The sequence below is a fragment of the Croceicoccus naphthovorans genome (assembly GCF_001028705.1).
GTDB classification, from domain to species: Bacteria; Pseudomonadota; Alphaproteobacteria; order Sphingomonadales; family Sphingomonadaceae; genus Croceicoccus; species Croceicoccus naphthovorans.
On the sequence record NZ_CP011770.1, the window covers coordinates 2,711,969 to 2,736,920 of the forward strand.

General features: G+C 64.3%; 23 protein-coding genes. 11 read left to right on the forward strand and 12 right to left on the reverse strand.

Annotated features, from left to right (window positions below):
- Positions 1–45: 45 nt before the first annotated feature.
- On the reverse strand, positions 46–696 hold the full coding sequence (gene ccmB / locus AB433_RS13595; protein ID WP_047821714.1) for a heme exporter protein CcmB: 651 nt from the start codon (positions 694–696) through the stop codon (positions 46–48).
- Positions 693–1,307: a heme ABC exporter ATP-binding protein CcmA gene (gene ccmA / locus AB433_RS13600; RefSeq protein ID WP_082134937.1), complete on the reverse strand. Its 615-nt coding sequence runs from the start codon at positions 1,305–1,307 to the stop codon at positions 693–695. The genes ccmB and ccmA overlap by 4 nt, the downstream gene beginning before the upstream one ends.
- A gap of 56 nt (positions 1,308–1,363) precedes the next feature.
- Between ccmA and AB433_RS13605 the strand changes: the two genes are divergently transcribed.
- On the forward strand, positions 1,364–1,648 hold the full coding sequence (locus AB433_RS13605; protein ID WP_047821716.1) for a 4a-hydroxytetrahydrobiopterin dehydratase: 285 nt from the start codon (positions 1,364–1,366) through the stop codon (positions 1,646–1,648).
- On the opposite strand, the gene AB433_RS13610 is transcribed toward AB433_RS13605, so the two are convergent.
- Positions 1,643–2,260 (reverse strand): DNA-3-methyladenine glycosylase family protein, encoded by a 618-nt coding sequence (locus tag AB433_RS13610; RefSeq protein ID WP_047821718.1) that lies wholly within the window; start codon positions 2,258–2,260, stop codon positions 1,643–1,645. The two genes, AB433_RS13605 and AB433_RS13610, sit on opposite strands and share 6 nt — an antisense overlap.
- A 166-nt stretch (positions 2,261–2,426) precedes the next feature.
- On the opposite strand from AB433_RS13610, the gene AB433_RS13615 reads away from it, so the two are divergent.
- Positions 2,427–2,744, forward strand: coding sequence for a 2Fe-2S iron-sulfur cluster-binding protein (locus tag AB433_RS13615; RefSeq protein WP_047821721.1), 318 nt, complete (start codon positions 2,427–2,429; stop codon positions 2,742–2,744).
- A 118-nt stretch (positions 2,745–2,862) separates the two neighbouring features.
- On the opposite strand, the gene map is transcribed toward AB433_RS13615, so the two are convergent.
- Positions 2,863–3,693, reverse strand: a complete 831-nt coding sequence (gene map, locus AB433_RS13620) for a type I methionyl aminopeptidase (protein WP_179944998.1) — start codon at positions 3,691–3,693, stop codon at positions 2,863–2,865.
- A gap of 49 nt (positions 3,694–3,742) precedes the next feature.
- Positions 3,743–4,549, reverse strand: a complete 807-nt coding sequence (locus tag AB433_RS13625) for a PdaC/SigV domain-containing protein (protein ID WP_053059175.1) — start codon at positions 4,547–4,549, stop codon at positions 3,743–3,745.
- Positions 4,550–4,613: 64 nt separating this feature from the next.
- Between AB433_RS13625 and AB433_RS13630 the strand changes: the two genes are divergently transcribed.
- Positions 4,614–6,008, forward strand: a complete 1,395-nt coding sequence (locus AB433_RS13630) for a leucyl aminopeptidase family protein (protein WP_047821725.1) — start codon at positions 4,614–4,616, stop codon at positions 6,006–6,008.
- Here the strand turns inward: AB433_RS13630 and AB433_RS13635 are convergent.
- The gene (locus AB433_RS13635) at positions 6,005–6,469 is read right to left on the reverse strand and encodes an MEKHLA domain-containing protein (RefSeq protein WP_047821727.1); all 465 of its coding nucleotides are present in this window, start codon (positions 6,467–6,469) and stop codon (positions 6,005–6,007) included. The genes AB433_RS13630 and AB433_RS13635 overlap by 4 nt on opposite strands.
- A gap of 149 nt (positions 6,470–6,618) precedes the next feature.
- Between AB433_RS13635 and AB433_RS13640 the strand changes: the two genes are divergently transcribed.
- From AB433_RS13640 to AB433_RS13670, 7 genes are all read left to right on the forward strand, one after another.
- A complete protein-coding gene (locus AB433_RS13640) occupies positions 6,619–6,978 on the forward strand; it encodes a hypothetical protein (protein ID WP_047821729.1) in 360 nt (119 codons plus the stop codon).
- Complete coding sequence (gene argC, locus AB433_RS13645; protein ID WP_047821731.1) at positions 6,975–7,910, forward strand: N-acetyl-gamma-glutamyl-phosphate reductase; 936 nt, start codon at positions 6,975–6,977, stop codon at positions 7,908–7,910. Before AB433_RS13640 ends, argC begins: the two co-directional genes overlap by 4 nt.
- Before the next feature lie 323 nt (positions 7,911–8,233).
- Positions 8,234–8,572: a P-II family nitrogen regulator gene (locus AB433_RS13650; RefSeq protein WP_047821733.1), complete on the forward strand. Its 339-nt coding sequence runs from the start codon at positions 8,234–8,236 to the stop codon at positions 8,570–8,572.
- 90 nt (positions 8,573–8,662) lie between these two features.
- Positions 8,663–10,072 carry a type I glutamate--ammonia ligase gene (glnA, locus tag AB433_RS13655; RefSeq protein WP_047824125.1) on the forward strand — a complete coding sequence of 470 codons (1,410 nt, stop codon included), beginning with the start codon at positions 8,663–8,665 and terminating at the stop codon, positions 10,070–10,072.
- Positions 10,073–10,231: 159 nt separating this feature from the next.
- Complete coding sequence (locus AB433_RS13660) at positions 10,232–11,386, forward strand: patatin-like phospholipase family protein (RefSeq protein ID WP_047821735.1); 1,155 nt, start codon at positions 10,232–10,234, stop codon at positions 11,384–11,386.
- Positions 11,387–11,525: 139 nt separating this feature from the next.
- A complete protein-coding gene (locus AB433_RS13665; protein ID WP_047821738.1) occupies positions 11,526–12,563 on the forward strand; it encodes a hypothetical protein in 1,038 nt (345 codons plus the stop codon).
- A 13-nt stretch (positions 12,564–12,576) separates the two neighbouring features.
- The gene (locus AB433_RS13670) at positions 12,577–13,128 is read left to right on the forward strand and encodes a fasciclin domain-containing protein (RefSeq protein ID WP_053059176.1); all 552 of its coding nucleotides are present in this window, start codon (positions 12,577–12,579) and stop codon (positions 13,126–13,128) included.
- 58 nt (positions 13,129–13,186) lie between these two features.
- Here AB433_RS13670 and AB433_RS13675 read toward each other — a convergent pair whose 3' ends face one another.
- The 4 genes from AB433_RS13675 to AB433_RS13690 form a co-directional block, all read right to left on the reverse strand.
- The gene (locus tag AB433_RS13675) at positions 13,187–17,362 is read right to left on the reverse strand and encodes a translocation/assembly module TamB domain-containing protein (RefSeq protein ID WP_047821739.1); all 4,176 of its coding nucleotides are present in this window, start codon (positions 17,360–17,362) and stop codon (positions 13,187–13,189) included.
- Positions 17,362–19,518 (reverse strand): autotransporter assembly complex protein TamA, encoded by a 2,157-nt coding sequence (locus tag AB433_RS13680; protein ID WP_047821741.1) that lies wholly within the window; start codon positions 19,516–19,518, stop codon positions 17,362–17,364. The genes AB433_RS13675 and AB433_RS13680 overlap by 1 nt, the downstream gene beginning before the upstream one ends.
- Before the next feature lie 40 nt (positions 19,519–19,558).
- On the reverse strand, positions 19,559–20,422 hold the full coding sequence (locus AB433_RS13685) for an arginyltransferase (RefSeq protein ID WP_047821743.1): 864 nt from the start codon (positions 20,420–20,422) through the stop codon (positions 19,559–19,561).
- 221 nt (positions 20,423–20,643) lie between these two features.
- The gene (locus tag AB433_RS13690; RefSeq protein WP_047821745.1) at positions 20,644–21,897 is read right to left on the reverse strand and encodes a threonine ammonia-lyase; all 1,254 of its coding nucleotides are present in this window, start codon (positions 21,895–21,897) and stop codon (positions 20,644–20,646) included.
- Positions 21,898–21,935: 38 nt separating this feature from the next.
- On the opposite strand from AB433_RS13690, the gene AB433_RS13695 reads away from it, so the two are divergent.
- Positions 21,936–23,654: an amidohydrolase gene (locus AB433_RS13695; RefSeq protein WP_082134939.1), complete on the forward strand. Its 1,719-nt coding sequence runs from the start codon at positions 21,936–21,938 to the stop codon at positions 23,652–23,654.
- Here AB433_RS13695 and tatC read toward each other — a convergent pair.
- Both tatC and tatB read right to left on the reverse strand, forming a co-directional pair.
- A complete protein-coding gene (gene tatC, locus AB433_RS13700; RefSeq protein WP_047821747.1) occupies positions 23,651–24,451 on the reverse strand; it encodes a twin-arginine translocase subunit TatC in 801 nt (266 codons plus the stop codon). The genes AB433_RS13695 and tatC overlap by 4 nt on opposite strands.
- 9 nt (positions 24,452–24,460) lie before the next feature.
- A complete protein-coding gene (gene tatB / locus AB433_RS13705; protein WP_047821748.1) occupies positions 24,461–24,922 on the reverse strand; it encodes a Sec-independent protein translocase protein TatB in 462 nt (153 codons plus the stop codon).
- Positions 24,923–24,952: the final 30 nt, after the last annotated feature.

Consider the following 24,952-nt stretch of genomic DNA (forward strand, 5'->3'; position numbering starts at 1 on the left):
GAAGAAAAGCTTGGCGGCGGCGGCTTGAAGCTATTTCTCGGCCCTTTATTCGCGGGCCGCGCGGATCGAGGCGCCCGCAGCAAACGGGGCGAGCGCGACGAGGACGAGGCTGGCCGCAGCGGTCAGCGCGATGCCGCCATCGCCGCCGGGCAAGAGACTGCCCGCGCCGAATATAAGCAAGGGCACGGCGAGCGGCAGAATCAGCAATCCCGCCAGCGCCGCGCCACCGCGCAGCCCCGCCGTGACCGCCGCGACCGCGACACCCAAAGCCGCGAGACCTGGCGTACCGGCTAGCAAGCCGAGTTCGAGAATCAGCAATTGCTCGCCCGACAGCCCAAGCAAAACTGCCGCAATCGGCGTGGCCAGCATCAGCGGGATCGCGAAAGTCAGCCAGTGCGCGACGATGCGGATGGCGCAGGTCCATTCCTCCGCCAGACCGCGCAAGGCCAGTTGGTCGAACACGCCCGCCTCAAGGTCCGGCTCTATCAATCGGTCCAGCGGCAGGATCGCCGCCAATAGCGCCGCGACCCAGACGACACCGCCGCCCGTCCGCGCCAGCAATTGCGCATCGGGTCCGACGCCAAACGGATAGAGCATCGCGACCGCAAGAAAGAACAGAACCGGCAGGATCGCCCCACCGCGCCGCCCACCGCCGAGCAACAGCGCGATGTCGCGTATCAGGATTGCGCGGATCATGCGCGTTCTTCCCGTGGCACATGGTTTGCCAGTTCGAGCCGCTTCAGCCCCGGCACAGCAACCGGCTGGTGCGAGGCAATGATGCCGATCCCACCATTGGCGCAATGCTGCGCCACCAGCGCCTCGACCATTGCGACAGATGCGGTGTCGAGGCCGTTCAGCGGTTCGTCGAGCAGCCAGATTGGTGCGTCTTGCAGCAACACGCGGGCGAGTGCCGCGCGTTTGCGCTGTCCGGTAGATAGATAGCGCACAGGCACGTCAAGCAGGTCGGCGAGCATGACCCGTTCCGCCACTGCCGACACATTGCCCGCCGCATCGACCTGCGCCCAGAACCCTAGCGCGCGTCCCAGGGGCAGATGCGCGTCCAGCGCCGGACGCTCGTCCAGCAGCGCGACCGCACCTTCTCGCTCTACCGTTCCGGCGAAGGGCCGCAGCAATCCGGCAAGGATACGCATCAGGCTGGACTTGCCGATCCCGTTTGGCCCCGCCAGATGCAGCGCATCGCCCGCACCCAGCGTCAGCGACAGGCGCGCAAACAGCAGCCGGTCACCGCGCATGCACGCAAGATCGGTGGCATGCAGCAAAAGCATGGGATCGCCTGTCGCACTCATCGAATTGCTGCCCTATGGGATCAGGGCGAACCTGCCAAGCAAAGAGGAAATGCACGATGGTCGAACGCATAGAAGGAGAAGCGCTGCATGCCGCCGTGGCCGATCTGGACGGATGGGAACTGCGCGGCGATCAGCTGGCTATCGAGCGCACCTACAAGTTCGCCGATTTCGTCGAGGCGTTCGGATTTATGACCCGCGTCGCGATCCTGGCCGAAAAGGCCGACCACCATCCCGAATGGTTCAACGTCTACAACCGGGTGGAAATCACCCTGACCACCCACGACGCAGGCGGCGTTTCCGAACGCGACGTGGCGATGGCGAAAGCGATTGCCGCGTTATAACGCAGCGTTCTGGTAGTAGTGCCAGATGAACACGGCGGCCGACCCACGATGCGGCCGCCACGGTTCGGCCAGCGCGCGCGTCTGCTTTTCGTCGGGCCGCTCCACATGGCCGAGCAGCTTGCCCATGCCCACCTGCACGGCCAGATCGCCCGCGGGCCAGATATCTTCGCGCCCCTCGGCGAACAGCAGGTAGATTTCCGCCGACCAGCGCCCGATGCCCTTGATTCGCGTCAATTCGGCAATTGCGGCTTCGTCGTCGGCGGGCAACTCTTCGAAATTCACCTCTCCGCTCGACACCAGTTCGCATAATGACCGTGCATAGCCCTGTTTTTGCCGCGATAGCCCGCAAGCGCGCAGCGCGTCGAATTCGGCGGCCAACAACTCCTCTGGCGGGATGGTTTCACCCAGCAGATCCTCCAGCTTGCGCCAGACCGAGGCGGCAGCGGCCACCGATACCTGCTGGCCGACGATCGTACGCAGCATCGTGCGATAGCCGCGTTCGCGAATCCGTTCGTCGGGATAACCGACCCTTTGCAATGCGCGCGCCATCGCCGGTTCGATAGCGGCAATGGCGTCCAGCCCGGTGTGCAACTGTTGCTTGGTAAGTCCCACGTGCAAATTCCCGTCAGGCATTCGGTTTGTCGCATCGGCACTACGCAGAAGCGGTCATTAATGCAGCAATGTCTTGCCAAACCGACCGTCGGCCAGTAGCAGCCCCGGCCAAACGCGCCTACCCGCCTGTCGACACGACGGGCACAATCAGGGACCAGATCGAAGCATGCCGAACATCATCGTCGTCGACCGCGAAGGCAACGAAAAGACCGTAGAGGCCGATGACGGCCTGACCGTCATGGAAGCGATCCGCGACAATGGGTTTGACGAACTTCTCGCACTGTGCGGCGGGTGCTGTTCTTGCGCGACCTGCCACGTTTACGTCGACCCCGCCTTCGCCGCGAAGCTGCCGGAATTGAGCGAGGACGAGGACGACCTGCTCGACAGTTCGGACCACCGCAACGAAACCAGCCGCCTTTCGTGCCAGATTCCACTCAACGCGGATCTGGACGGCATCAAGGTGACGATCGCTCCGGAAGACTGATCCCGGCGATTACAGTGGCGGCCATCGTGCCGCCCTGGCCAACGAGTTTGGAGAGGAGTAGCCCCGGTGCCGCGCAGCACCGGGGCACTTTCTTTTTGGGCCGGATAAAACCGGCGAATCAGCCTGCATACGGCGGCTTGTCCAGGCCCTTGGGGCTTTGCGTGAAAATCTCGCAACCGTCTTCGGTAATGCCGATGGAATGCTCGAACTGCGCCGATAGGGACCGGTCACGCGTTACCGCCGTCCAACCGTCTTCCAGCAGCTTTACCGCCGGACGGCCAAGGTTGATCATAGGCTCGATCGTGAAGAACATTCCGGGCTTTAGCTCCGGCCCGGTGCCCGCGCGGCCCGCGTGGATCACTTCGGGTGCATCGTGGAACAGGCGGCCAAGGCCATGCCCGCAAAAATCGCGCACCACGCCATAGCGGTGGCGTTCGGCATGTTTCTGGATCGCGGCACCGATGTCGCCCAGCCTGTTGCCGGGCTTGGCCAGTTCGATGCCGATCATCAGGCATTCGTGCGTCACGTCCACCAGCCGCTTGGCCTTTAGCGGGGCATCGCCGACGATGAACATCCGGCTGGTATCGCCGTGCCAGCCGTCAAGCAGCGGGGTCACATCGATATTCAGGATGTCGCCTTCCTTCAGCGCCTTCGACCCTGGAATACCGTGGCAAACGACGTGATTGATCGAGATGCAGCACGAATGCGCATAGCCGCGATAGCCCAGCGTCGCGGGCACGGCCCCGCCCTCAAGCGTCAGGCGGCGCACTTCGTCGTCAATCTCGCCCGTCGTCACACCGGGGCGTACCAGCGGGACCATCGCGTCGAGGATCTCCGCCGCCAGCCGTCCGGCCTTGCGCATGCCCTCGAACGCGGCTTCGCCGTGCAGCTTGATCGCCCCGTCGCGGGGCAGCATGTCATGTTCGTCTACGGTCAGGTATTCTGTCATGCGCCCCATGTAGCGCGCATGGACCCCGATTGCGAGGGGCGCGCAACAGTCAGGGTACGATGAACGCACGGCGATATTCGGGCCGCACCGCATCCATCAGCGCCGGGGTAATCGGCAGGGTCACCTCGTAAGCGCCTTCCGCATAAGACCCTGCTTTGTAGGGCGGGATCAGGAAGCCGATCTTGTCGAACCGCTCGCCGCCCGAAGATCCGAGGATCACCGTGCTGCTCGCCACTGGCGCTATGCAATCGTAGGACCACGCATCGCTACGCTTGATCGGACCGCCCCGCTTGCGTTGCCGCGCCTTGTCCAGTTCGTTGCAAAACGCGGTGGTGGTCGCCTGATCGACCGCCTCGTTCGAAACGAACATGTCGATGGGCTTGACTGCACGACCCTGCGCGCGGTCCCAGACGATGGCATCGAACACCGTCCCGCCGTGCGCGCCGCCGGTGTAGGTGTAGACTTCAGCCGACAACGACAGGAACCGCGGCAAATCGGTCACCACCTTCCAGTCCTTTTGCAGCGCCGCGTTCAGGCACGACACTGCCCCATCGGGGCACCATTCGACCGTCGATTCCCAATCCGCCTTTGCGCTCGCATAACGGTCGGCGCGGTCGGCATCGAGCCACGGGCGCAGTTCGGGAATGGCGCTGGCCTTGGCGGGCCATGTGTATTTGAAAATAAACTGGGCGTCCCCGTCTTCCACTGTCCGTTCATCGACAAAGGCGGTTGCGGGTGCAGTCGGCTCATCGGTCGGCACTTCGGTTTCGGCAGACGCGACCGCCGTGCTCGGCGCGGCATCCGGTTCCGCCTCTGGCGCGTCCTGACATGCGGTCAGGAACAGGGCGGCGGCCATGGCCGTTACCGGGACACAACATTTTCCTCGCACAATCAGACTCCCACGGGCTAACGCGCATTTCATGACTGACAAAGACGAACTGATCCAGCCGGATCGCGGACAGGACGCTATCTCTATTCAACTCGTCGACACCGACGGTTTCGACGATTGGGCAAAGAAACTGTCCGGCCCGCAAAGGAACGCGCTGGCCGCGCAGAAGTTCACGGGCAAAGGGTATCAAACTGCCATCGTGCCCGACGGCGACAACTGGTTCGCGGTTGGCGGCGTGGCCAATCCGGACGACCTGTCCAGCTGGTGCATGGCCAAGCTGGCAGCAACCCTGCCCGCCGGGACCTATCGGCTTGCATCGGGTACGCCCGGACCCGCGCTGTTCGGCTGGCTGACCGCGCAATACCGGTTCGACCGCTATCGCTCCAGGGACGAGGACAGCCCAGTCGAAGGTTCGCGCGTCCTGCTGACCAAGGATGCCGCCACGATCCCCGCCGTCATGGCCGAGGCAGAGGCGACGATGCTGGTCCGCGACCTCGTCAACACACCTGCCGAGGACATGGGGCCAGAGGCGCTGGAGGCAGAGGCCAATCGCCTTGCCAAGCAATTCAGCGCCCACCTTACCGTCACGCGCGGCGATGCCTTGGAAAAAGGCTTTCCGATGGTCCACGCCGTGGGCCGCGCCGCCGCGCGCAGCCATGCGCCGCGCCTGATCGAACTGGAATGGGGCAAGGCCGACGCGCCGCGCATCGCGATCGTCGGCAAAGGCGTGTGCTTCGATTCGGGTGGGCTGGATATCAAGCCGACCAGCGGCATGGCGCTGATGAAGAAAGACATGGGCGGCGCCGCACACGCGCTGGCGCTCGCTTCGCTGGTGATGGAGCGGAACCTGCCGGTGCGGCTCCACCTGCTGATCCCGGCGGTAGAGAACGCCATCGCGGGCAATGCCTTTCGCCCCGGCGACGTGCTGAAATCACGCAAGGGCCTGACGGTCGAGGTCACAAATACCGACGCCGAAGGACGGCTGGTGCTGGGCGATGCGCTGACCAAGGCGAGCGAGGATGGTGCGGAACTGATCCTTGACTTCGCCACCCTGACCGGCGCGGCGCGGGTCGCGCTCGGCCCCGACCTGCCCGGCCTGTTTGCGCGGGAAGATGCGACTGCAGATGCGCTACTGGCTGCGGGCGATGCCACCGATGACCCGTGCTGGCGCTTGCCGCTGCACGACGGTTATCGCGACATGTTGAAGAGCGACATTGCCGACATGGTGAATTCCGCAAGCGGCGGTTTTGCCGGGGCGACGACGGCGGCGCTGTTCCTCGACCGGTTCGTGGGCGACAAGATCGACTGGGTTCACCTCGACACTTTCGCGTGGCGTCCGGCGGCAAAGCCGGGGCGGTCGAAGGGTGGCGCGGCGTTGGGCCTGCGCGCGGCGTGGGGCATGCTTGAAAAACGATACCGGGGTTAAAGGTCGATCCAGTCGGCAAACGTCGCGGCCTGTCCGTGGATTTCGCCGTCTTCGTCGATCAGGTTCCAGACGGTGGCCTGCGTGATGCGGAACCTGCGTCCGCTCGCCGAGATGCGCACGCCCGCGTAGTCGTCGATAAAGCCTTGCCGCGAGACGCGAACGAAAAGCCGGTCGCGCTCGGCCCGTTCGATCGGCTCTGCCGACAGGCGCGAAGGCATGCCAATCAGCCCCGCAGCATCCAGATCGAACCGCCGCAACCCAGCGTGATTGGCGTAGAAGAACAGCGGATCGCTTTGCGTCCCATGTGCCAGTACGACGGAAGGCAGGTGCCAGAGGGCATTGACCGCATCGCCATCAATCAGATTGCGCCCCGTCAGGCGGCGATAGGACCCGGCGATCAGGTTTAGCCGATCCCGCCCCGCGTGGGCCTCTATCGCGGTGCGATCCGCTGCGTCGCCCATGGCTGTTACCCCCTGCGACCATCTGCCGCCTTGCCCTTCGTCGTCGCGCCGTTTAAGCGCGCGGGTTCGGGCAAGACAAGTGCGCATGCACGTCCGAAAGCGACCGAGTTTAACCGACTGACCATAACCGAAAAAAGCCAGCGACGCCCTTGACCATTCAGCCTGCCGATCCAGCCGCCATCATCGCGCCGGGCACGAGTTTTGCCCTTTCCGGTCCCTCGAAAGAGGTGGACGAGGCACGTCTGCCGGTGCGCGGAGACCTGGCGCATATCCGGTTGGCGGGCGAAGTTTTCGTACCGCATTACGCGGTGCCGCTGGGCTATCGCACGACGCAGCCGACGCAGCTTGTCGCCGCCGCACGACCCGATGCCGCGACCATTACCCAGATCGATGCGGGCACGGCTTTCGATGTCCTCGACATCGCGGGCAAGTGGGCTTGGGGCGCAGTCGCCGGTGATGGATTGGTCGGCTATGTCGCGCTGGATGCGATCGAGCGGATCGAGGCATGAGCGCGACAGTCTTCATCGACGGTGCCGCCGGAACCACCGGTCTTGAAATCGCCGAACGGCTGGCCGAGCGCGGCGAATTTACCGTCGTCACCCTGCCCGACCACGCGCGCAAGGACGATACCGCGCGGGCAGAGGCGCTGAACGATTCGGATTTCGCGATCCTGTGTCTGCCCGACGAGGCCGCCGTGGCCGCCGTCGGGATGATCCGGGGCGATACCCGCGTGATCGACGCCAGCACAGCACACCGCACTGCCGATGGCTGGGCCTATGGCTTTCCCGAACTGATCGGGGAACAGACCGTTGCAGAAGCAAAGATGGTCGCCAACCCCGGCTGCTATCCCACCGGCTTCCTCGCGCTGGTCGCGCCGCTGGTCCGCGCCGGACTGATCCCCGCCGACTGGCCCTATGCCTGCCACGCCGTCTCCGGCTATTCGGGCGGCGGAAAGGCACTGATCGAACGGTACGAGGCCGCGCCCGCTCCGGCTTTCCGCGCTTATGGCCTGCACGGCGGGCACAAGCACCTGAACGAGATGAAGGTGCATGGCGGGCTTCAGCGTGAGCCGATCTTCTCGCCCGCCGTTGTCCCTGCTTTTCGCGGCATGGTGGTGGAAGTCGCCCTGCCCGCCTCGGCCTTTCTGGGTTCGGACGCCGATGCCCTGCGCGATGCGCTGTCCGCATTTTACGAAGGCAGCCCTATCGTCACCGTCATGCCCGCTCAGCCGGACATGGCGGAACTGCTGCTTCCCGCATCGATGGAGCCGTGGGACGGAATCGACCTGCACGTCTTTGGCGGCGCGCGTGGAGAGCAGGCACGACTGATCGCCGTGCTCGACAATCTGGGCAAGGGTGCCAGCGGTGCCGCGCTGCAGAATCTGAACCTGATGGCCGGCCTTTCCGGCGAAACCGGGCTTCGGCTGGAGCGGCCGTTTTAGTGCCCAAGATTTGGGCACCGCCCGTTTTTTGAGCAAAAATTGCCCTATGTGGCATCGCAGTGCGGCAAACGTTTCGCAAAACCTTTTCGCCGCGCAGCAAAAAGCAAACGTTTCGCCTTTGTTACCCCTTTCGAAAGGCCCTGCCATCGCCTAGGCTGCGGTGCAGCAAACGGGTGGCACGATTCTTGTTTGCATGTCCGGTAAAGGACCGATCGCGCGCTCTACGGGGGACGCACGCGAACGATCCGAACGCCGGGCCGTGCGGCCCGTAACAGAACATGACACCACTACGGATCGTAGCACGGGGGCATCAGACGACTGACGTGAAAAAGATCGAAGCGATCATCAAGCCGTTCAAGCTGGACGAAGTGAAAGAGGCGCTGCACGAAGTGGGCGTCACCGGCATCACCGTTACAGAGGCAAAGGGCTTTGGCCGCCAGAAGGGCCATACCGAGCTTTATCGCGGCGCCGAATACGTCGTCGATTTCCTGCCCAAGGTGAAACTGGAGGTCGTCGTCACCTCCGACATGGCCGAACGCGTGATAGAGGCGATTGCCGGCGCGGCGCAGACAGGGCGCATCGGCGACGGCAAGATCTTCGTGTCGCCGATTGAAACCGCGATCCGCATCCGCACCGGCGAACGCGACGCGGACGCCGTCTGATCAGAACCCTCTCGGGGCCAGGGATCGGCCCCGTTCTACAACCCGCATCCCCCGGCACAGGCCGGGACTTATAACTCGAAAGGGATGAAAATGGCCTCTGCAAAGGACATCCTGAAAAGGATCAAGGACGAAGAGATCGAGTGGGTCGATCTCCGCTTCACCGACCCGAAGGGCAAGTGGCAGCACCTTCAGATGCTGGCCGCGCCGCTGGGCGAGGACGAGCTGGAGCAGGGCCTGATGTTCGACGGTTCGTCGATCGAAGGCTGGAAGGCCATCAACGAATCGGACATGATCCTCAAGCCCGACCTTGACGCCTGCTATGTCGATCCGTTCTCGGCAACCCCGATGCTCGTGCTGTTCTGCGACATCGTCGAACCGTCGACCGGCGAACTCTATTCGCGCGACCCGCGTTCGACCGCGAAGCGTGCAGAGGAATTCCTGAAGTCGACCGGCCTAGGCGATACCGTCTATGTCGGCCCGGAACCGGAATTCTTCATGTTCGACGACGTGAAGTTCTATGACGGCTACGACGGTTCGGGCTTCCGCATCGACGACATCGAGCTGCCCGGCAACACCAACAAGGAATACGAAGGCGGCAACCTTGGCCACCGTCCGCGCGCCAAGGGCGGCTATTTCCCCGTTCCGCCGGTCGACAGCTGCATGGACATCCGCGGCGAGATGGTCTCGACGCTGGTCGAAATGGGCCTGCCGATGGACAAGCACCACCACGAAGTGGCCGCTGCCCAGCACGAGCTTGGCATCACTTTCGGCACGCTGACCACCACGTCGGACCGCGTGCAGATCTACAAGTACGTCGTGCAGATGGTTGCGCAGGCCTATGGCAAGACCGCGACCTTCATGCCGAAGCCGATCCGCATGGATAACGGTTCGGGCATGCACACGCACATGTCGATCTGGAAGGACGGGAAGAACACGTTCGCGGGCAATGGCTATGCCGGCCTGTCGGAAACCTGCCTGTACTACATCGGCGGTGTCATCAAGCACGCCAAGGCGATCAATGCCTTCACCAACCCGACGACGAACAGCTACAAGCGCCTCGTCCCGGGCTTCGAAGCCCCGGTTCTGCTGGCCTATTCGGCCCGCAACCGTTCGGCTTCGTGCCGCATCCCCTATGGTGCGGGCGAAAAGGCGAAGCGCGTCGAATTCCGCTTCCCCGATCCGCTGGCGAACCCCTATCTCGCCACCGCAGCGCTGCTGATGGCGGGTATCGACGGGATCAAGAACAAGATCCACCCGGGCGACGCCATGGACAAGAACCTCTACGATCTTCCGCCGGAAGAGCTGGCCGAGGTTCCGACCGTCTGCGGTTCGCTGCGTGAGGCGCTGGAATCGCTGGCCGCCGATCACGACTTCCTGTTGGAAGGCGGCGTGTTCACCAAGGACCAGATCGACGCCTACATGGAACTGAAGTGGGAAGACGTATACAACGTCGAACAGACGCCGAGCCCAGTCGAATACGACCTGTACTATTCTGCCTAACGGCAGAGCCTCGCTTTCGGCCTGATCCCAGGATCATCGAAACAGAAAAGGGCGTCCGGGAAACCGGGCGCTCTTTTCGTTTGCTGCCTCCGCGTGACAACGCCCCATACCCATCACAACACGTGTTGCATTGCAGCATGAAACGCCCATATTGCGCGCATGGCCTATGCCCAACCCGGCCCCCGCTCCGCGCGGAGCAAGCACGACACCGTCGATGAAGGCACCGTCCTCGTCCTCCAAGGCGGCGGCGCCTTGGGATCCTATCAGGCGGGCGTCTACGCCGCGATGGCAGAGGAAGGCACCGCCCCCGGCTGGGTTGCGGGCATCTCGATCGGCGCGATCAATGCCGCGATCATCGCCGGCAACCCGCCCGAATATCGCGTGGAACGGTTGCGGGCTTTCTGGGACCTTGTCAGCTCGCGTGTCACATCCGAACCGCTGCAACCGCATGGCGATGCCCGTCGCTGGTTCAACGAATTTTCCGCCGCGACGGTCGCCGCCATCGGCATTCCCGGCTTCTTCATGCCGCGCATCCTGCCACCCGCCGTGTTCTGGCAGGACGATCCCGCAGCGGTCAGCTTTTACGACACATCGCCGCTCAAAAAGACGCTGCTCGACCTGGTCGACTTCGGCTATCTGAACGCCAAGGGCGGCATCCGGTTCAGCGTCGGTGCGGTCAACGTCGTCACCGGAAACTTCACCTACTTCGACAATCGAGAGCGGGAGATCGGCCCCGAACACATCATGGCCAGCGGGGCGCTGCCGCCCGGATTTCCGCCGGTATTCATCGATGGACAACCCTATTGGGACGGCGGTCTCGTGTCCAACACCCCGCTGCAATACGTGCTCGATTCCAGCCCCACCGGCGGGCTGACCGTATTTCAGGTCGACCTGTTCAGCGCGCGCGGCGCAGTGCCGCGCACCCTGCCCGATGCGTTGCAGCGCGAAAAGGACATCCGATATTCCAGCCGGACGCGGCTCAACACCGACCTCTATAAGCAGATGGAGAAAATCCGCGATGCGGCGCGGCGGCTGACCGCGAAGCTGCCAGACGACTTGCGCGACGATCCCGACGCGCGGCTATTGGCCGACCTCCCTTCGCATCAAGGCGTTTCGATCATGCACCTGATCAACCGCAGCGACATTTTCAATAGCCATTCGAAAGACTACGAGTTCTCGCGATATACCATCGACGAACATTGGAATGCCGGACACACCGACGCGCATCGCAGCCTGCGCGATGTGCGTTGGACCGGGCGGGACCGCAAATGTCGCGGCATCGTTACCTTCGACCTGACGCAGGATCGAAGCTGAACCCCTGATAAATCCCGGAATTCTGCGGCTCCGACCGCCGCAGGGTCGGGGCAATTTACCCCGGCGTGCGATTCGATTCGCCTTATCAAAGGAACGCCGCGCCGCCCCACCCGTTGGACGGCCAAAGGAGTTCAAGACCATGCGCAATCTGATGATGGGCATTGCCGCCGTCGCGCTGGCCGCAAGTGGGGCCTACGCACAGCCGGGTAACGGCAACGGAAACGGTAATGGCAAAGGAAACGGCAACGCCGCTGCGGCCAAGGGCAACGGTGGCGGCGGACAGGCCAAGGGTAACGGCAATGCGAAGCACAACGCCGGCAACCCCGGAAACGGCGGGGGCAAAGCGCCGAAGGTTGCACGGTCCAACCCCGGTAATGGCGGGGGAAATGGCAATGCCAAGAACAACGCCCCCAAACGGGTCGTGGCCCAAGGCAACGGGAATGGAAATGGCAACGGTAACGCCAAGATCCGCTCTGTCGGAAACGGCAATGGCAACGGAAACGGTAAAGCCGTGCGCGTCGATTATGACGACCGCCGCGATGGCGTGCGCGTCCGCGACCGGGGCGACATTTTCTCGTTCGACCGCCGCAATTCGATCGTCCGCGACTATGGGCTGATCGATGGGTGCCCCCCGGGCCTCGCCAAGAAGAACAACGGCTGCAACCCTCCGGGCCTCGTGAAGCGCGACTATTACAATTACGACCGGTCGGGATGGTGGGGCCTGCCCGGCCTGATCGACGGGCGTTATCGCTATTACGACAACAACCTTGTGCGCTTGTCGCCGACAGGTTCGATCCTCGGCTATTATCCGCTTCTTGGCGGTGCGCTGGCGGCTGGCAATGTGTGGCCCGACTGGTTCGCCTACGAACCCGTGCCGACGTATTATGAGAGCTTCTACGGCCTTGGCCCGCGTGGCTATCGCTATGCCGACAACGTGCTCTATCGCGTCGATCCCGAAACCGCCGCGATCACATCGGTCGCCGCTCTGCTGACCGGGGACAGCTTCACCGTGGGTCAGCCGATGCCGATGGGATATGACGTGTACAACGTTCCCTATGGCTATCGCGATCGGTACTACGACACGCCTGACGCCCATTATCGCTACAGCGATGGCTATGTGTACGAGATCGACCCGACCACACAGCTCGTCGCCGCTGCGATCGAATTGCTGATCTAAAGGAAGGCACGACATGAACCGTATCAAAAACCGCCGTGCCTTATTGGTCGCCGCATCGGTTGCCTTTGCGCTGCCGCTGGCCGCATGTTCTGGTACCGAAGAAGCTGCGACCGGCGAGACGGTCAGCAACGACACTTTGGCCAGCGAACTGGCCGATGCCGGATCGCTGGACAAGGCCAGCGCTGCATTGAAAGACAGCGGACTGGCGCAGGTCTTCGACGGGACCGCCAGCTATACACTGCTCGCCCCGACGGACGAAGCGTTCGACAAGATCGCCAGCGAAGGTCTGGACAAGCCGGAGAACAAGGCACTGCTCGCCGAAGTCTTGCGCGATCATGTCCTGCCCGGCGCGCTGAGTGAGAGTGACATCGCCAAAGCCATCGAGAGCAATGGCGGCAAAGTCGAGATGACGACGATGGGCGACACCACTGTCACCTTCGCAATGGACGGCGACACGCTGACGGTCAGTGGGCCGGACGGGGCATCGGCGCGTGTCGTCGGCGAGCCGGTATTGGCCAGCAATGGCGCCGCAATGCCGATCGACACGGTGCTCCGCGCGCCCTGATCCCCACCCGCTTAGCCAAGCAACGAAACGCCGGTCCGATTAGGCCGGCGTTTTCGTATCAGTAATCCTTGCTGATCTCGGCCTCTACGCCATTGCCACCCAGCGAAGATACCGTCGCCAATAGAGAGAGCCATGCGGTTACGCGGTATTCCAGCTCCGTCGCGGAATAGCCCTGCCCGTCGGTCACCAGTTCGACGTAGAGATTGCGGCCAAGATACTCGCCGACAGCTACGCTGGTCCCCCGGCCCAAGGCCTCATCCGCACCGACGACACGCAGCCGGTCCAGCCCGATGGCGCTGCGCAGCTTGTTGATCGGGTCCAGCCCGCCGCCACCGCCGCCCTGCATCGACGCCAGCGCCGCACCCAACTGCAAGGCCTCTGGCGCGGAGATGTTGGCAATGGAATCGCCGAACAGCAGACGCGACAGAACTTCTTCTTCGGGCAAGGCCGGAATCGAGCTGAACGCGATCTGCGGGGCGAGCGCGGTGCCGGTGATCGAGATGCGCGCATTGATTTCGTTGATGTCGGCCTCTGCCACAACGTCCAGACGCGGCGCGGGCGGGTTGGAGCCAGAGAAGCGGATACGCCCGCGCGTCAGTTCGAACCGCTTGCCCGCGAATTCGTAGCCACCGCGCACAAGGTTCGCTTCGCCAAGAATACGCGGCTCGTCTGTTGTGCCGCGAAGCTGGATGTTGGCACCCCATTCGCTGTCCAGACCCATGCCGGTCACGGTAAAGCGATTGTTCGCCTGCACATCGACAAGGTAGCGCCACGGCGCGCTGGGCGCGAGGCGTTCTACGCGGTCGGGCGGCGTGTTCACTTCGCGGCGGGGGATATTGGGCAGCGCGGCGGCCACCTCTGCATTGTTCAGCACCCAGTTGCCGCGCACCAGATCGAGCCGCCCGGCAATCGTCCCGACATTGTCGCGCATCACGATCCGCAGCGGCCCGGTCACCGCCGCCGACATATCGTCGCGGTTGAGCAGCATCGCATTGCGTGCGGCGATCCGGATGTCCATGCCCACACCGCTGGTGGCGATGTCGGACAGGTCGATCGATCCGCTGCCCGAAACCGCGCCGCCGTTCGAAGCCTTACCCGCAAAGCGCGAGATGCGCAGGACCGATCCGTCGAAACTGCCGCGCGCGTCCAGCCCGGTGATGTCGGTGCCGGTCAGCGTCGATTGCAGCCGCAGGTCGTCCGCCCGCAGAGTGCCGCGCACTTGCGGATTATCCAGCGTGCCGGTCACGTTGCCCGCCACGCGCACCGGTCCGGTCAGGTCGAAGGTTTCGATCGCGGCCAGACGCCACAGGGCATCGGCCGGGCCGTCATAACGCATCTGCGCGAAGAGGTTTCCGGCGCGCAAACGCTCCACCAGCCCACCCCGCGCAGGCAATCCGCCAATCCGTGCCTGTAACCGGCCGTGTTGCGAAGCCCCGTCGCGGAACACGGCCTTCGCCTGAAGGTCGTTGGTCGACAAGTCCGCGACCAGCGCGATGTCGATGGGGCGCGATGTCAGGACAAGGCCCGACCGCGTCAGGTCATCGAACTTCAACCGCGCGCTGCCGGTGGCCAGCGTACCCGGTACGTTGTTGTATTCGACCACGCCTGAAAGCGTACCGCCCAGCCCAAGATCGGGCATTACAAGGTCCGTGATGTCCAGCGGCATGTCGGCGATCCGCACCGTGATCTGCGTCGCCTCGCCATAGCGGCCCTCGGCCTGGATCGCGCCGCCCGCGAAGTTGATCTGCGAGCGTTCGAGCGTCCAGTCCTCGCCGGTTTTCACAAGCACCGCGCGGCGCGGCATCGTGATCCGCTCCCCCGCATAGCGCCCGCGCGCACCGACCGAGATGCGATCCGGCGCAATATCGCCGATCAGGCGCAAGTTGAACCGCGCAGAGCGCCGTCCGGCAACATTGGCGCGGAACGTTCCAACGCCGTCGGTCAGTTCACCCTCTGCCGCCAGCCGCCCGATGAACATATTGCCGCGTGTGACGCCCTGCGCGTTCACCGCGCCGGTAAGGGTCGTTGAATCGCCGATGACGCCGTTCACCGCCAATCGCGCCGCGCGAACGGTAATCGGGGTCGGCCCCTCGAACCGCGCGTTGCGCACGATCACATCGGCATCGATGCCCTGCCCCGCCGCTTGCGGTGTGAGCGAGACCATGCCCTCTACCCCGCCGCCGTTCAGCGCCAAGGTGCCGTTCGCGCCGCCATCTTCTAGCGTCAGCGTTCCGGCCAAGGTCGTGTCGGACACGGTCAGCCGCTCTATATTTACCTGCGTCGGCCCGTCGGCCGGCATGACGAGGAACATCTCGCCCTCAAACGGGCCCAGCGTCGATCCGCCCTCGGTCTCTATTGCAAAGCCATCGCCGGTCGGGTCGATGGCGACACGAACGTCTGTCAGCCCCGCGGCGGGTAGCGGGCTGGCAAAGACCAGCACCGCGTGTGGTCCCGAACCGTCGATGGTGCTGTCCACCGTGAACGGGCCATAGGTCGCCTGCTCACCCCGCCCCGTCAGCGTGACGGTACCATCGGTGCGGCGCGTGCCCGAAATCATCATGCGCAAGTTGCGTGACGAAAGCCGCGCCATCTGCACCAGGACCGGCGCATTGGCCGATGTCGTCACGTCCGCCTTCACGGCGATCTGCGGCCCGGCCAGATTGGCCAGCGTCGCATTCGAAACCTGCGTCAGCTTGCCATCCAGTGCGGCGCGCACCGACCAGCCCTGCGCCCCGCCCAGCACCGCCTCTATATCGGCCAGCACATTGGCGCGACCCATGCCTTCCAGTTGCACGCCCTGCATCGCGACCGGCCCGGTCAGCGTATAGCGCCCCGCATCGGTATTCCCCGCCAGCCGCATCCGCGCATCGACACCCGGCGCGGCCAGCACCAGATCGTCTGAAGCGACTGCGCCGTCGCGCCATGTCACCGTTCCGGTAAGCGCCGCGCCGACCAGCCGCGGATCGAGCAGTTCCACGCCCGTCTCGATCCTGTCCGCGCGCAGGTTGATCGGCAGGGTCAGCCCGTTCTCGTCCCACGTCGCATCGCCGGTGGCGAGGATGCCCGCCAACTCGCTCGTCCCCGCCGCAATTCGGTTGCCCGTCACGCGATAACCGATGTCGAGATCCTGAAACGACCCATCGAGATCGAGCTTTGCGCGCAGGTTCTCGGCCCGCACGCCCAGCAGGTCGGGATCGGTCACGCGGCTGCGCAGCGTCAGCCCGTCGAACAGGTTGTCCGCTAGGTCGACCGTGCCCTTGGCATGTGCCCAGACTCCATCGCCGACAACGATCGCGGTGCCATCGAAAACGCTGCCCTCGAACGTCGTCGCCAGCTTTACCGACAGTGCATCGCCAATGGCACGGGCCGGGATACCGATAAAGATGTCGCCGGGGAACACCTGCCCCGATGCGCCATAGACCGCGTCCTGCTTGGTCAGGCGCATGGCCGCGAATTTCTCGCCGCCCTCTGTAACATAAAGCCCGCCGGTCCAGTCCGCCCACGTGCCGTCGCCGCGGATCATCGCGCTGACATCGTCCTCCGCCCCGACCAGTCCGGCGAGGAAGCCGCCCTTCGGCGCCTTGTAGCGGAAAGCGAGGTCGAGCAGGTTCTTGCGTTCCGACGCGTCGAGATGGACGAACAATTCATCCTCTCCGCCCAGTTCGCCCAGCACGTTCAGCTTCGCCCGCCCGTTCGCAAGGTCCGCATTGGCACGCAGGTTCACCGTCCGCCCGATGCCTGCCACGGCCTCGTCGACATAGAGCCGGTCCAGTTCCAGTCGATCTATCCGGATCGGAAAATCGGGCAGCAAGGGCGCATCGGGATCGCCCGGCTCCAGTTCCGGCAGGCGCGACAGGGTCCCGCGCCGCAGGACCAGTTTGCGCACGTCGAGCCCGCTGGTGAACCATTTCAGCGGTCGCCAGTCGAGGTCGATCTCCGGCACCGTCAGGAACGTGCCCTGCTTGTCGCTGAACTCCACGTCATGCAGCGTCGCGCGTGAAAGGACCGAACCGTCGATTCGCCCGACCTTCACACGCAGGCCCGATGCGGGCGCGTAGGATGCGATGCTGTCGGTGATGAAGCGATGCCCGATCGAACTGTCGAGCAAGAGCGCGCCGACGCCCAGCAAGCCGATCAGGCCCAGCACCGCCGCCGCAAACCGCCGCCGCCAGTACTTGCCCCAGTCGCGCCTGGGCCGCTCTGGCGGCGTATCGGGGAGCTTCTCCTCGGCCATCAGAACGCCTGCCCCAGAGCGACATACACGCCGATGCGGCTGTCGCCCGGACGCGGATTCAGCGGCGTCGCCACGTCAACACGCAGCGGGCCGAAGTTGGTGTGATAGCGGATGCCGACTCCCGCGCCGAACTGCAGGTCGCGCAGGCGCGGCGTGGTCGTGGTGTCGACCGCGCCCGCGTCGATAAACGGCACGACCGAAAGCGATCCGTCGAACAAGCCGGTGCGCACGCGCGCCTCCAGCGAAGCCTCGACCAGAGAGCGTCCGCCGGTCGGGTCACCCAGATCGTCCTGCGGTCCGATCTGCTGATAGCCATAGCCGCGCACCGATCCGCCGCCACCGGCATAGAGCCTGCGCGACGGCGCTATATCGCGCAGCGATGCGCCCTGTATGGTCCCGAATTTCGCGCGGCCAGCCAGCACGACGCTATCCCCGAACGGCTGGTAATAGCGGCCTTCCAGCGAGTTGCGGGCATAGAACGATTGTGCGCCATTGTTGCGCGACACCTCGGGCGAAACCCACGCCTCCAGCCGCCAGCCGTTCGTCGGGTCCAGCAGGTCATCGCTCTGGTCAAACAGCACCCGGCCCGGCAGCGCGGCAACGAAATAGGTTTCGCGCGGGCCGACGTCGCCATCCAGCGTGCCCTCGCGCTCCTGCGTCGCGACCAGTTCCAGCCCGACCGACCACGAAAATTCCTTCTGGAAGATCAGCGTCGAAAGCCGCTCGAACTTGCCGATGGCCGAAATCGTCCGCGCCTCATAGGCATCGCGATCGATCGTGTTGGCAAAAACGTCGAGCGAGAGCACCCGGTCCCGCCCGTGCCAGTTGTTGCGGCGGAATGTCGCGCCCAGCAGCTGTTCCTGTGTGCCGGCCACGGCGCGGACGCGCAGCATGCCTTCGGGCGGGAAGAAGTTGCGGTGTTCCCAGCTCGCCTCGGCCCGGAACCCGTCGGTGGTGGCATAGCCCAGCGATCCGGCGATGGTGCGCAGCGGCGCTTCGGTCAGGTCGACGTCGAGCTCGACCGTCCCCGGTTCTCCATTCGCGGGCGGCGCGGTTTCGCGCGGCTGGATGGACAGCGTGGAGACCAGCCCGGTGGCAAGGATCGCGCGGCGCAGGTCCTCTACATCGCTTTCCTTGTAGAGATCGCCGGCATCGAAACGGGCGATTTCTGACAGGTGCTTGCCCGAGAGGAAATCGGGCATTGTCGACACGACCGAACCAAATCGATACTTGCCGCCCGGCTCTACCGTCAGGTTCAGGTCCGCCTCGTCGCGCGCATGATCGACCAGCAGGTCGGGCGCGCCGACTTCGGCAAAGGCATAGCCGTTTTCGCCCAGCGCAACGTCTAGGTCGATGCGTTCGAAGACGATCGCATCCTCGCTGACGTAATCGCCGCTCTCGATCTCGAACGCCTTGCGCAGGGTTTCGAAATCCGCGCCGGTCTGCGCCAGATTGCCAAGATCGATCAGGCCAAAGCGATAGCGCGGGCCGGGATCGATGTTGAAGATAAAGCGCGCATCGCGCGGGCGCACCGCGCCGTTCTCGCCCGACCCCTCGCCCTCTGCCGGGGTGCGCACTCGTTGACGCACGTCGGCGTCGTAGAAGCCATAGACCGAAAGCAATTGCTCCAGCGTTTCCTGATCCGCGCGCGCGCGGTTGGCCAGCTGTGCCAGGTTGTCGTCGCCATCGGCCAGTGTCTCGATATCCGAAAGCGCAAGGAACCGGTCGCGGAACTCGTCGATCTTGTCGAAGTCGGCAAAGCTTTCCGGGTAATTCAGCGTAATCTTTTTCGACAGCTCGACCCGCGTACGCTCTTCCCGCTCTTCTTCGGCGGCCGCCATTTCGGGCAGGGCCAGATCGGCGGCAGGGCGTTCGTTGCGACGAGAAAGGTCTTCGGCCAGCTGGGGATCTTCCTCCAGCGGCTCTATCGCGATGTCCAGATCCTCCTCCGGCCACGCCAGCGTCATTTCCGGCGGATCGCTTAGCGGCGTATCGGGATCGGGGCCGGCATCTTCGGGCGTGCGCGCGGCCTCTGTATCGACGGCCCAGCTTTCCGGGTCGGCAATCGCCGAATCGGGGATCAGTTCTTCCAATTCGGGATCGGCATCGCGCGATTGGGCATAGGCGGGTGTCGCGCCCAGCGCGGCAATAACCATCGCGCTGGCCCCGCAAGCAAGCGCAATCCGGCGTAACGGATTAATCGCGAGTCGGATCGGCTGTGTTGTGGAGCGGTCGCTGATCGGCCACCCCGTCCTTCGACAGGACCGCAGTTTCGCGATCGCGTCGCGGAGCAGATGCGGCATCGGCAATAAGGTCGCTCTGCCGCGTAGGGTCGAACCGTTCCCATCCGTCTGCGCCAAGCCGTTCAAGCGGGCGATAGCGGATCTTGTATTGCATACGCGACGATCCCTCGATCCAGTAGCCGAGGTAGACGTAGGCAAGCCCTGCTTCGGCGGCCCGTCGGATGTGGTCGAGTATGATATAGTTGCCGAGCCCTGACCGCGACTCATGGTCCGGATCATAAAACGAATAGATCATTGAAAGACCATCGTTTTGCCGGTCCGTCAAGCACGCACCGACCAGCCGCCCGGGCTCGCCGTCGACCGAAGGCTCCCGATATTCGACGATATAGCTGGTGACGGGCGTCTGCTCGACCATGTCGGCATAGTCCATCTCGTCCATCGCGGCCATGCCGCCGCCAGGGTGGCGGCTGGCCAGATAGCGTTGCAGCAGTTCGAACTGTTCCACCGTAGACCAGGGACGGCAAGCAGTGGCGATCAGGTCGGAATTGCGTGACAGCGTGCGCGCCTGCGACTTGCTGGCGCGGAAGGCAGTCGTCACGACCCGCACGGAAACGCAGGCGTTGCAACCAGCGCAGGACGGGCGATAGGCGACCGTCTGGCTGCGGCGGAAACCAATGCGGGAAAGCGCATCGTTCAGCGAATCGGCGTCGGGGCCCGAAAGCTCGGTAAACACCTTTCGCTCCTGCCGTCCCGGCAGATACGGACAGGGAGCGGGGGCCGTCACGTAGAAGCGGGGGAAACGAACCGGAGCGGTCACGAACGGGTACCTGTTACCTTCAGCCAGTGTGGCGGCGCGGCGGTCGGTCCGGGCACTGGACCGACCTGCCGTCCGGCACCGCGCGACGGCGAACCAGGAAGAGCCGCCTGCGGTGCGATGACGGACGTTATGCCGCACATGGCAAAAAGGTTAAAGACCATTAACTACGTTACTGCGTATCAGGACGGCACAATTCAAGCCGCGATACGCACAACGCAGGGTCAGGCCAATTCCACTTCGCTGACCGAATAGCCCTGATCGGTCAGGTCGGAAATCAGCTGATCGATCTGGTGCCGATCGCGTGCCTCACACTCGATATCGGTGATCAGGCCCTTGGCCGGCAGCGTGGTGAAGATGCGCTGGTGATAGATCTCGATGATGTTCACGTTATGCGCGTCGAACGCGTGCATCACCTTGTAAAGCGCGCCGGGCCGATCCTGCAGCGTCAGCCGCAGCCGCGCCAGACGGCCCGACCGCGCCAGATCGCGCAGCAACACGTTGGCCAGCAGGCGCGTATCGATATTGCCGCCGCACAGCACCAGCCCGATCTTCTTGCCTGCAAATCTCTCTCGATGCGCCAGCACCGCCGCAAGGCCCGCCGCGCCCGCGCCTTCGACAACCGTCTTTTCGATCTGCAACAGCAGCGACACCGCGTTTTCCAACGCCGCCTCGTCCACCAGCAGGATGTCGTCGACCAGTTCGGCGATCACTTTCGAGGTGATTTCGCCTGGTGCCTTCACCGCGATACCCTCCGCCAGAGTATCGCCGCCGCAGGGCAGGTCCTCACCCTTGATCCGCGCGAACATCGAGGGATAGAGCTTTGCCTGAACGCCGACGATCTCGATATCGGGCTTGATGTCGCGTGCGATGGTCGAGATGCCAGAGATCAGCCCGCCCCCGCCGATCGGCACGATCAGCGTGTCGAGTTCCGGCACGTCTTCCAGCATTTCCAGCCCGACGGTGCCCTGCCCCGCCGCGACCAGAACGTCGTCAAACGGGTGGATAAAGGTAAGACCCAGTTCCTTTTCCAGCTTGCGCGCATGGGCGCTCGCGTCGTCGAACGTCTCACCCTCCAGCACGACTTTGCCGCCCACGCTTTCGGTCTGCATGACCTTCACGGTCGGCGTGGTACGCGGCATCACGATGGTGACGGGCACGCCCAGCCGGGTTCCGTGATAGGACAACCCTTGCGAATGGTTGCCCGCCGAGGCCGCGATGACGCCGCGCGCGCGTTGTTCCTCGTTCAGTTGCAAAAGCGCGTTCAGCGCGCCGCGCTCTTTATAGGCGGCCGTGAATTGCAGGTTTTCGAACTTCAACCAGATGTCTGCGCCCGCGATCTTGGACAGCGTCTGCGAATACATAATCGGCGTGCGCACCACCTGGCCCGCAATATTGCGGGCGGCGGTCCGAACGTCGTCTGCCGTAAAGGGCAGGTCTGCGCCTGCCGGCTTTGTCGCTGTGCTAGTGCTATCCATGATGGTGCGGCCCCTATCGGATATGGCGCGACTTGGAAATGGCGTTTAAGGCACTGGCCATGATCGGTCGCAAACGGATTTCCGCCCTTTTCCTCACATTCGCCGCCACGCTGGCCCTGCCCGGCGCGGCATGGGCCGATACGCTTGTCGATAACGTGACCGGCATTCGGGTAGAGGCGGGCGGCACCGTCGAACGCTTTGCCGCGATGCTGATCGACGATGCGGGCAAGGTAAAGCGGCTGTACCGTCAGGGTGAGAAACTGCCCAAGGACGCAGACTATCGCATCGACGGCAAGGGGCGCGTGCTGTTGCCCGGTTTCATCGATTCGCACGTCCACCTGTCGGGCATGGGCTTTGCCGCCATCGGGCTGGACCTGTCGGATACGACCAGCTTGCCCGGCGCGCTGACCAGGATTGCCGACTATGCGCGGCGCAATCCGCAAAAGGCGTGGATCATCGGCAGTGGCTGGAACGAGGTGTCGTGGGGCCTGAACCGGATGCCCACCGCCGCAGAACTGGACGCCGCCGTCGGCGACCGTCCGGTATGGCTGATGCGCGCCGATGGCCATGCGGGTTGGGCCAACACCGCTGCGCTGGCGCGGGCGGGGATCACCGCGAAGACCGCCGCACCCGGCGGCGGGCGTATCATCAAGGGCGCGGACGGCGCACCATCGGGCATGCTGATCGATGCCGCGACTTCACTGGTGGAGAGCAAACTGCCCGCGCCCCTGCCCGAAGAGCGCGACATCGCGATCCGCAAGGCGCAGGATCTGTTGCTGGCGCGCGGGGTGACGGCGGTTTCGGACATGGGCACGACCCTGCTCGACTGGCAATCGATCCGGCGAGAGGCGGACCTTGGCCGCCTGCACTTGCGCGTCGCCGCCTATGCCGCCGGGGTTGACGACATGGTCGTGATCGCCGGTCCGGGGCCAAGTCCGTGGCTCTATGGCGACCGACTGAAGCTGACGGGCCTTAAGCTGTATCTCGATGGCGCTCTGGGATCGCGCGGGGCGTGGCTGACACGGCCTTATGCCGATGTGCCGGACGAAACCGGGTTGCAGCGGCTATCGGGCACGCAATTGCGCAACTTGATGAGCCGCGCGGCGATGGACGATTTTCAGGTCGCCATTCACGCCATCGGCGACGCCGCCAACCGAGAGGCTCTGGACGCTATCGAAGAGATGGGCGGCAGCTATCCGGGCGACCGGCGCTGGCGGATCGAACACGCACAGGTCGTCGCGCCTGAAGACATCGCCCGGTTCGGCGCGCTGAACGTCATCGCCTCGATGCAGCCGCATCATCAGGTATCCGACCGCACGATGGCAGAGGCGCGCCTGTCGCCGGACCGGTTGGCCGGGGCCTATGCATGGCGATCTCTGGCTGCGGGCGGAGGGCGGCTGGCCTTCGGGTCCGACGCGCCGGTAGAGGTGCCCGACGTGTTCGAGGGGCTGGCCGATGCGATCACGCGGCAGGATGCGAAGGGCGAACCGTTCGGCGGGTGGCAGCCGCAGGAAGTGGTCACGCGCGAAGCGGCGCTGGCGGCTTACACCGCGGGCGGGGCCTATGCGATGGGCGCAGACAAACGGTTCGGCACGCTGGCCAAGGGCGAGTGGGCGGACTTCGTCTTCGTCACCGTCGACCCGATGCTGGCCCAACCCGCAACCTTGCGGCAGGGGCGGGTGCTGGAAACGTGGATCGCGGGGCACAAGGTCTGGTCGGCCAATGATGCGCCGACCGATATGCCCCAGGGGCGTTAGGCGGGTTCTTCCGTCTCTGGCTCTGGCTCTGGCGCAGGCTCCTTCGCCTTGCGCCGGTCGCCGATCCAGATCAGCAGCAGCGAGCCTTCGAATAGCACGATCAACGGGGCAGCGAGCATCAATTGAGACACCACATCGGGTGGGGTGATGATCGCCGCGACGGCAAAGATGCCGACGATGATATAACGCCGCGCCTTGGCCAGTTGCGCCCGTTCCACAATGCCCGCCCGGTTCAAGAGCAACATCAGCACCGGCAGCTGAAAACTGATCCCGAAAGCCAGGATGAACTGCATCACAAGGCTAAGGTACTCACCCATCGCGGGCAGCGCCTCTTGCTGCAATCCGCCCGCAGTGCCCTCAAACCCAAGGAACCATTTGAATGCCGTGGGCATCACCACGAAATAGGCCAGCGAGGCCCCGGCGATGAACAGGATCGGGCTGGCGAAAAGGAAGGGCAGGAACGCCTTCTTCTCTTTCGCGTAAAGCCCCGGCGCGACGAAGGCCCAGAGCTGGTTCGCGATCACCGGAAACGCCAGAAAGAACGCGGCGAAAATCGCCACCTTGACCTCTGTAAAGAACGCTTCGTAGAGCTTCGTATAGATCAGCTTGCCCTGCCCCGCCGGGAACGCCATCGTCAGCGGGCGGACCAACAGGCCGAAAATCTTGTCTGACAGCGGCATGCAGATCGCAAAGGCCGCGATCAGCGCCAGCACCGCGCGCAGCAAGCGGCGGCGCAGTTCGATCAGGTGATCGAGCAGCGGGCTTTCGGTGTCGTCGAGATCGGAAACGTTGAACATGGCGCGCGGTCAGGAACCACCCTGTTTAGCTTGGCCCTGCTTGTCGTCATCACCAAATAGCGGCAACGGCTCCATCTGCGGTTCGGGTGCCGGTTTGGAAGGGGCGGACTTTGCGGGAGAAGACGCCGGCGTTTCGACGACAGCCTCCGCCGCAAGGCTCTCTGCCTTCGCCGCATCCGGCGCGGGCAGCTCCGCGTTCGCGTCCGCTTCCAGCTTGCCGGTCTCGGCATCGGTATGGGGGTGCTTCGCCATGATCTCGGCGTTGCGGCGGTCCCATTCCTTTTGCATGTCCTCCATCTCGGCCTCGCGCACCATGGCGTCCAGACCGGCGCGGAAATGGCCCGACATGCGGCGCATCTTGCCGATCCAGCGCCCTGCGGTGCGCAACGCCAGCGGCAGGTCTTTCGGCCCGATGACGATCACCGCGACAACGACGATCAGCAGCAGTTCGGTGGCACCGATATCGAACATGGATCAGGCTGTCCCGAAGGGTCGCAAGCG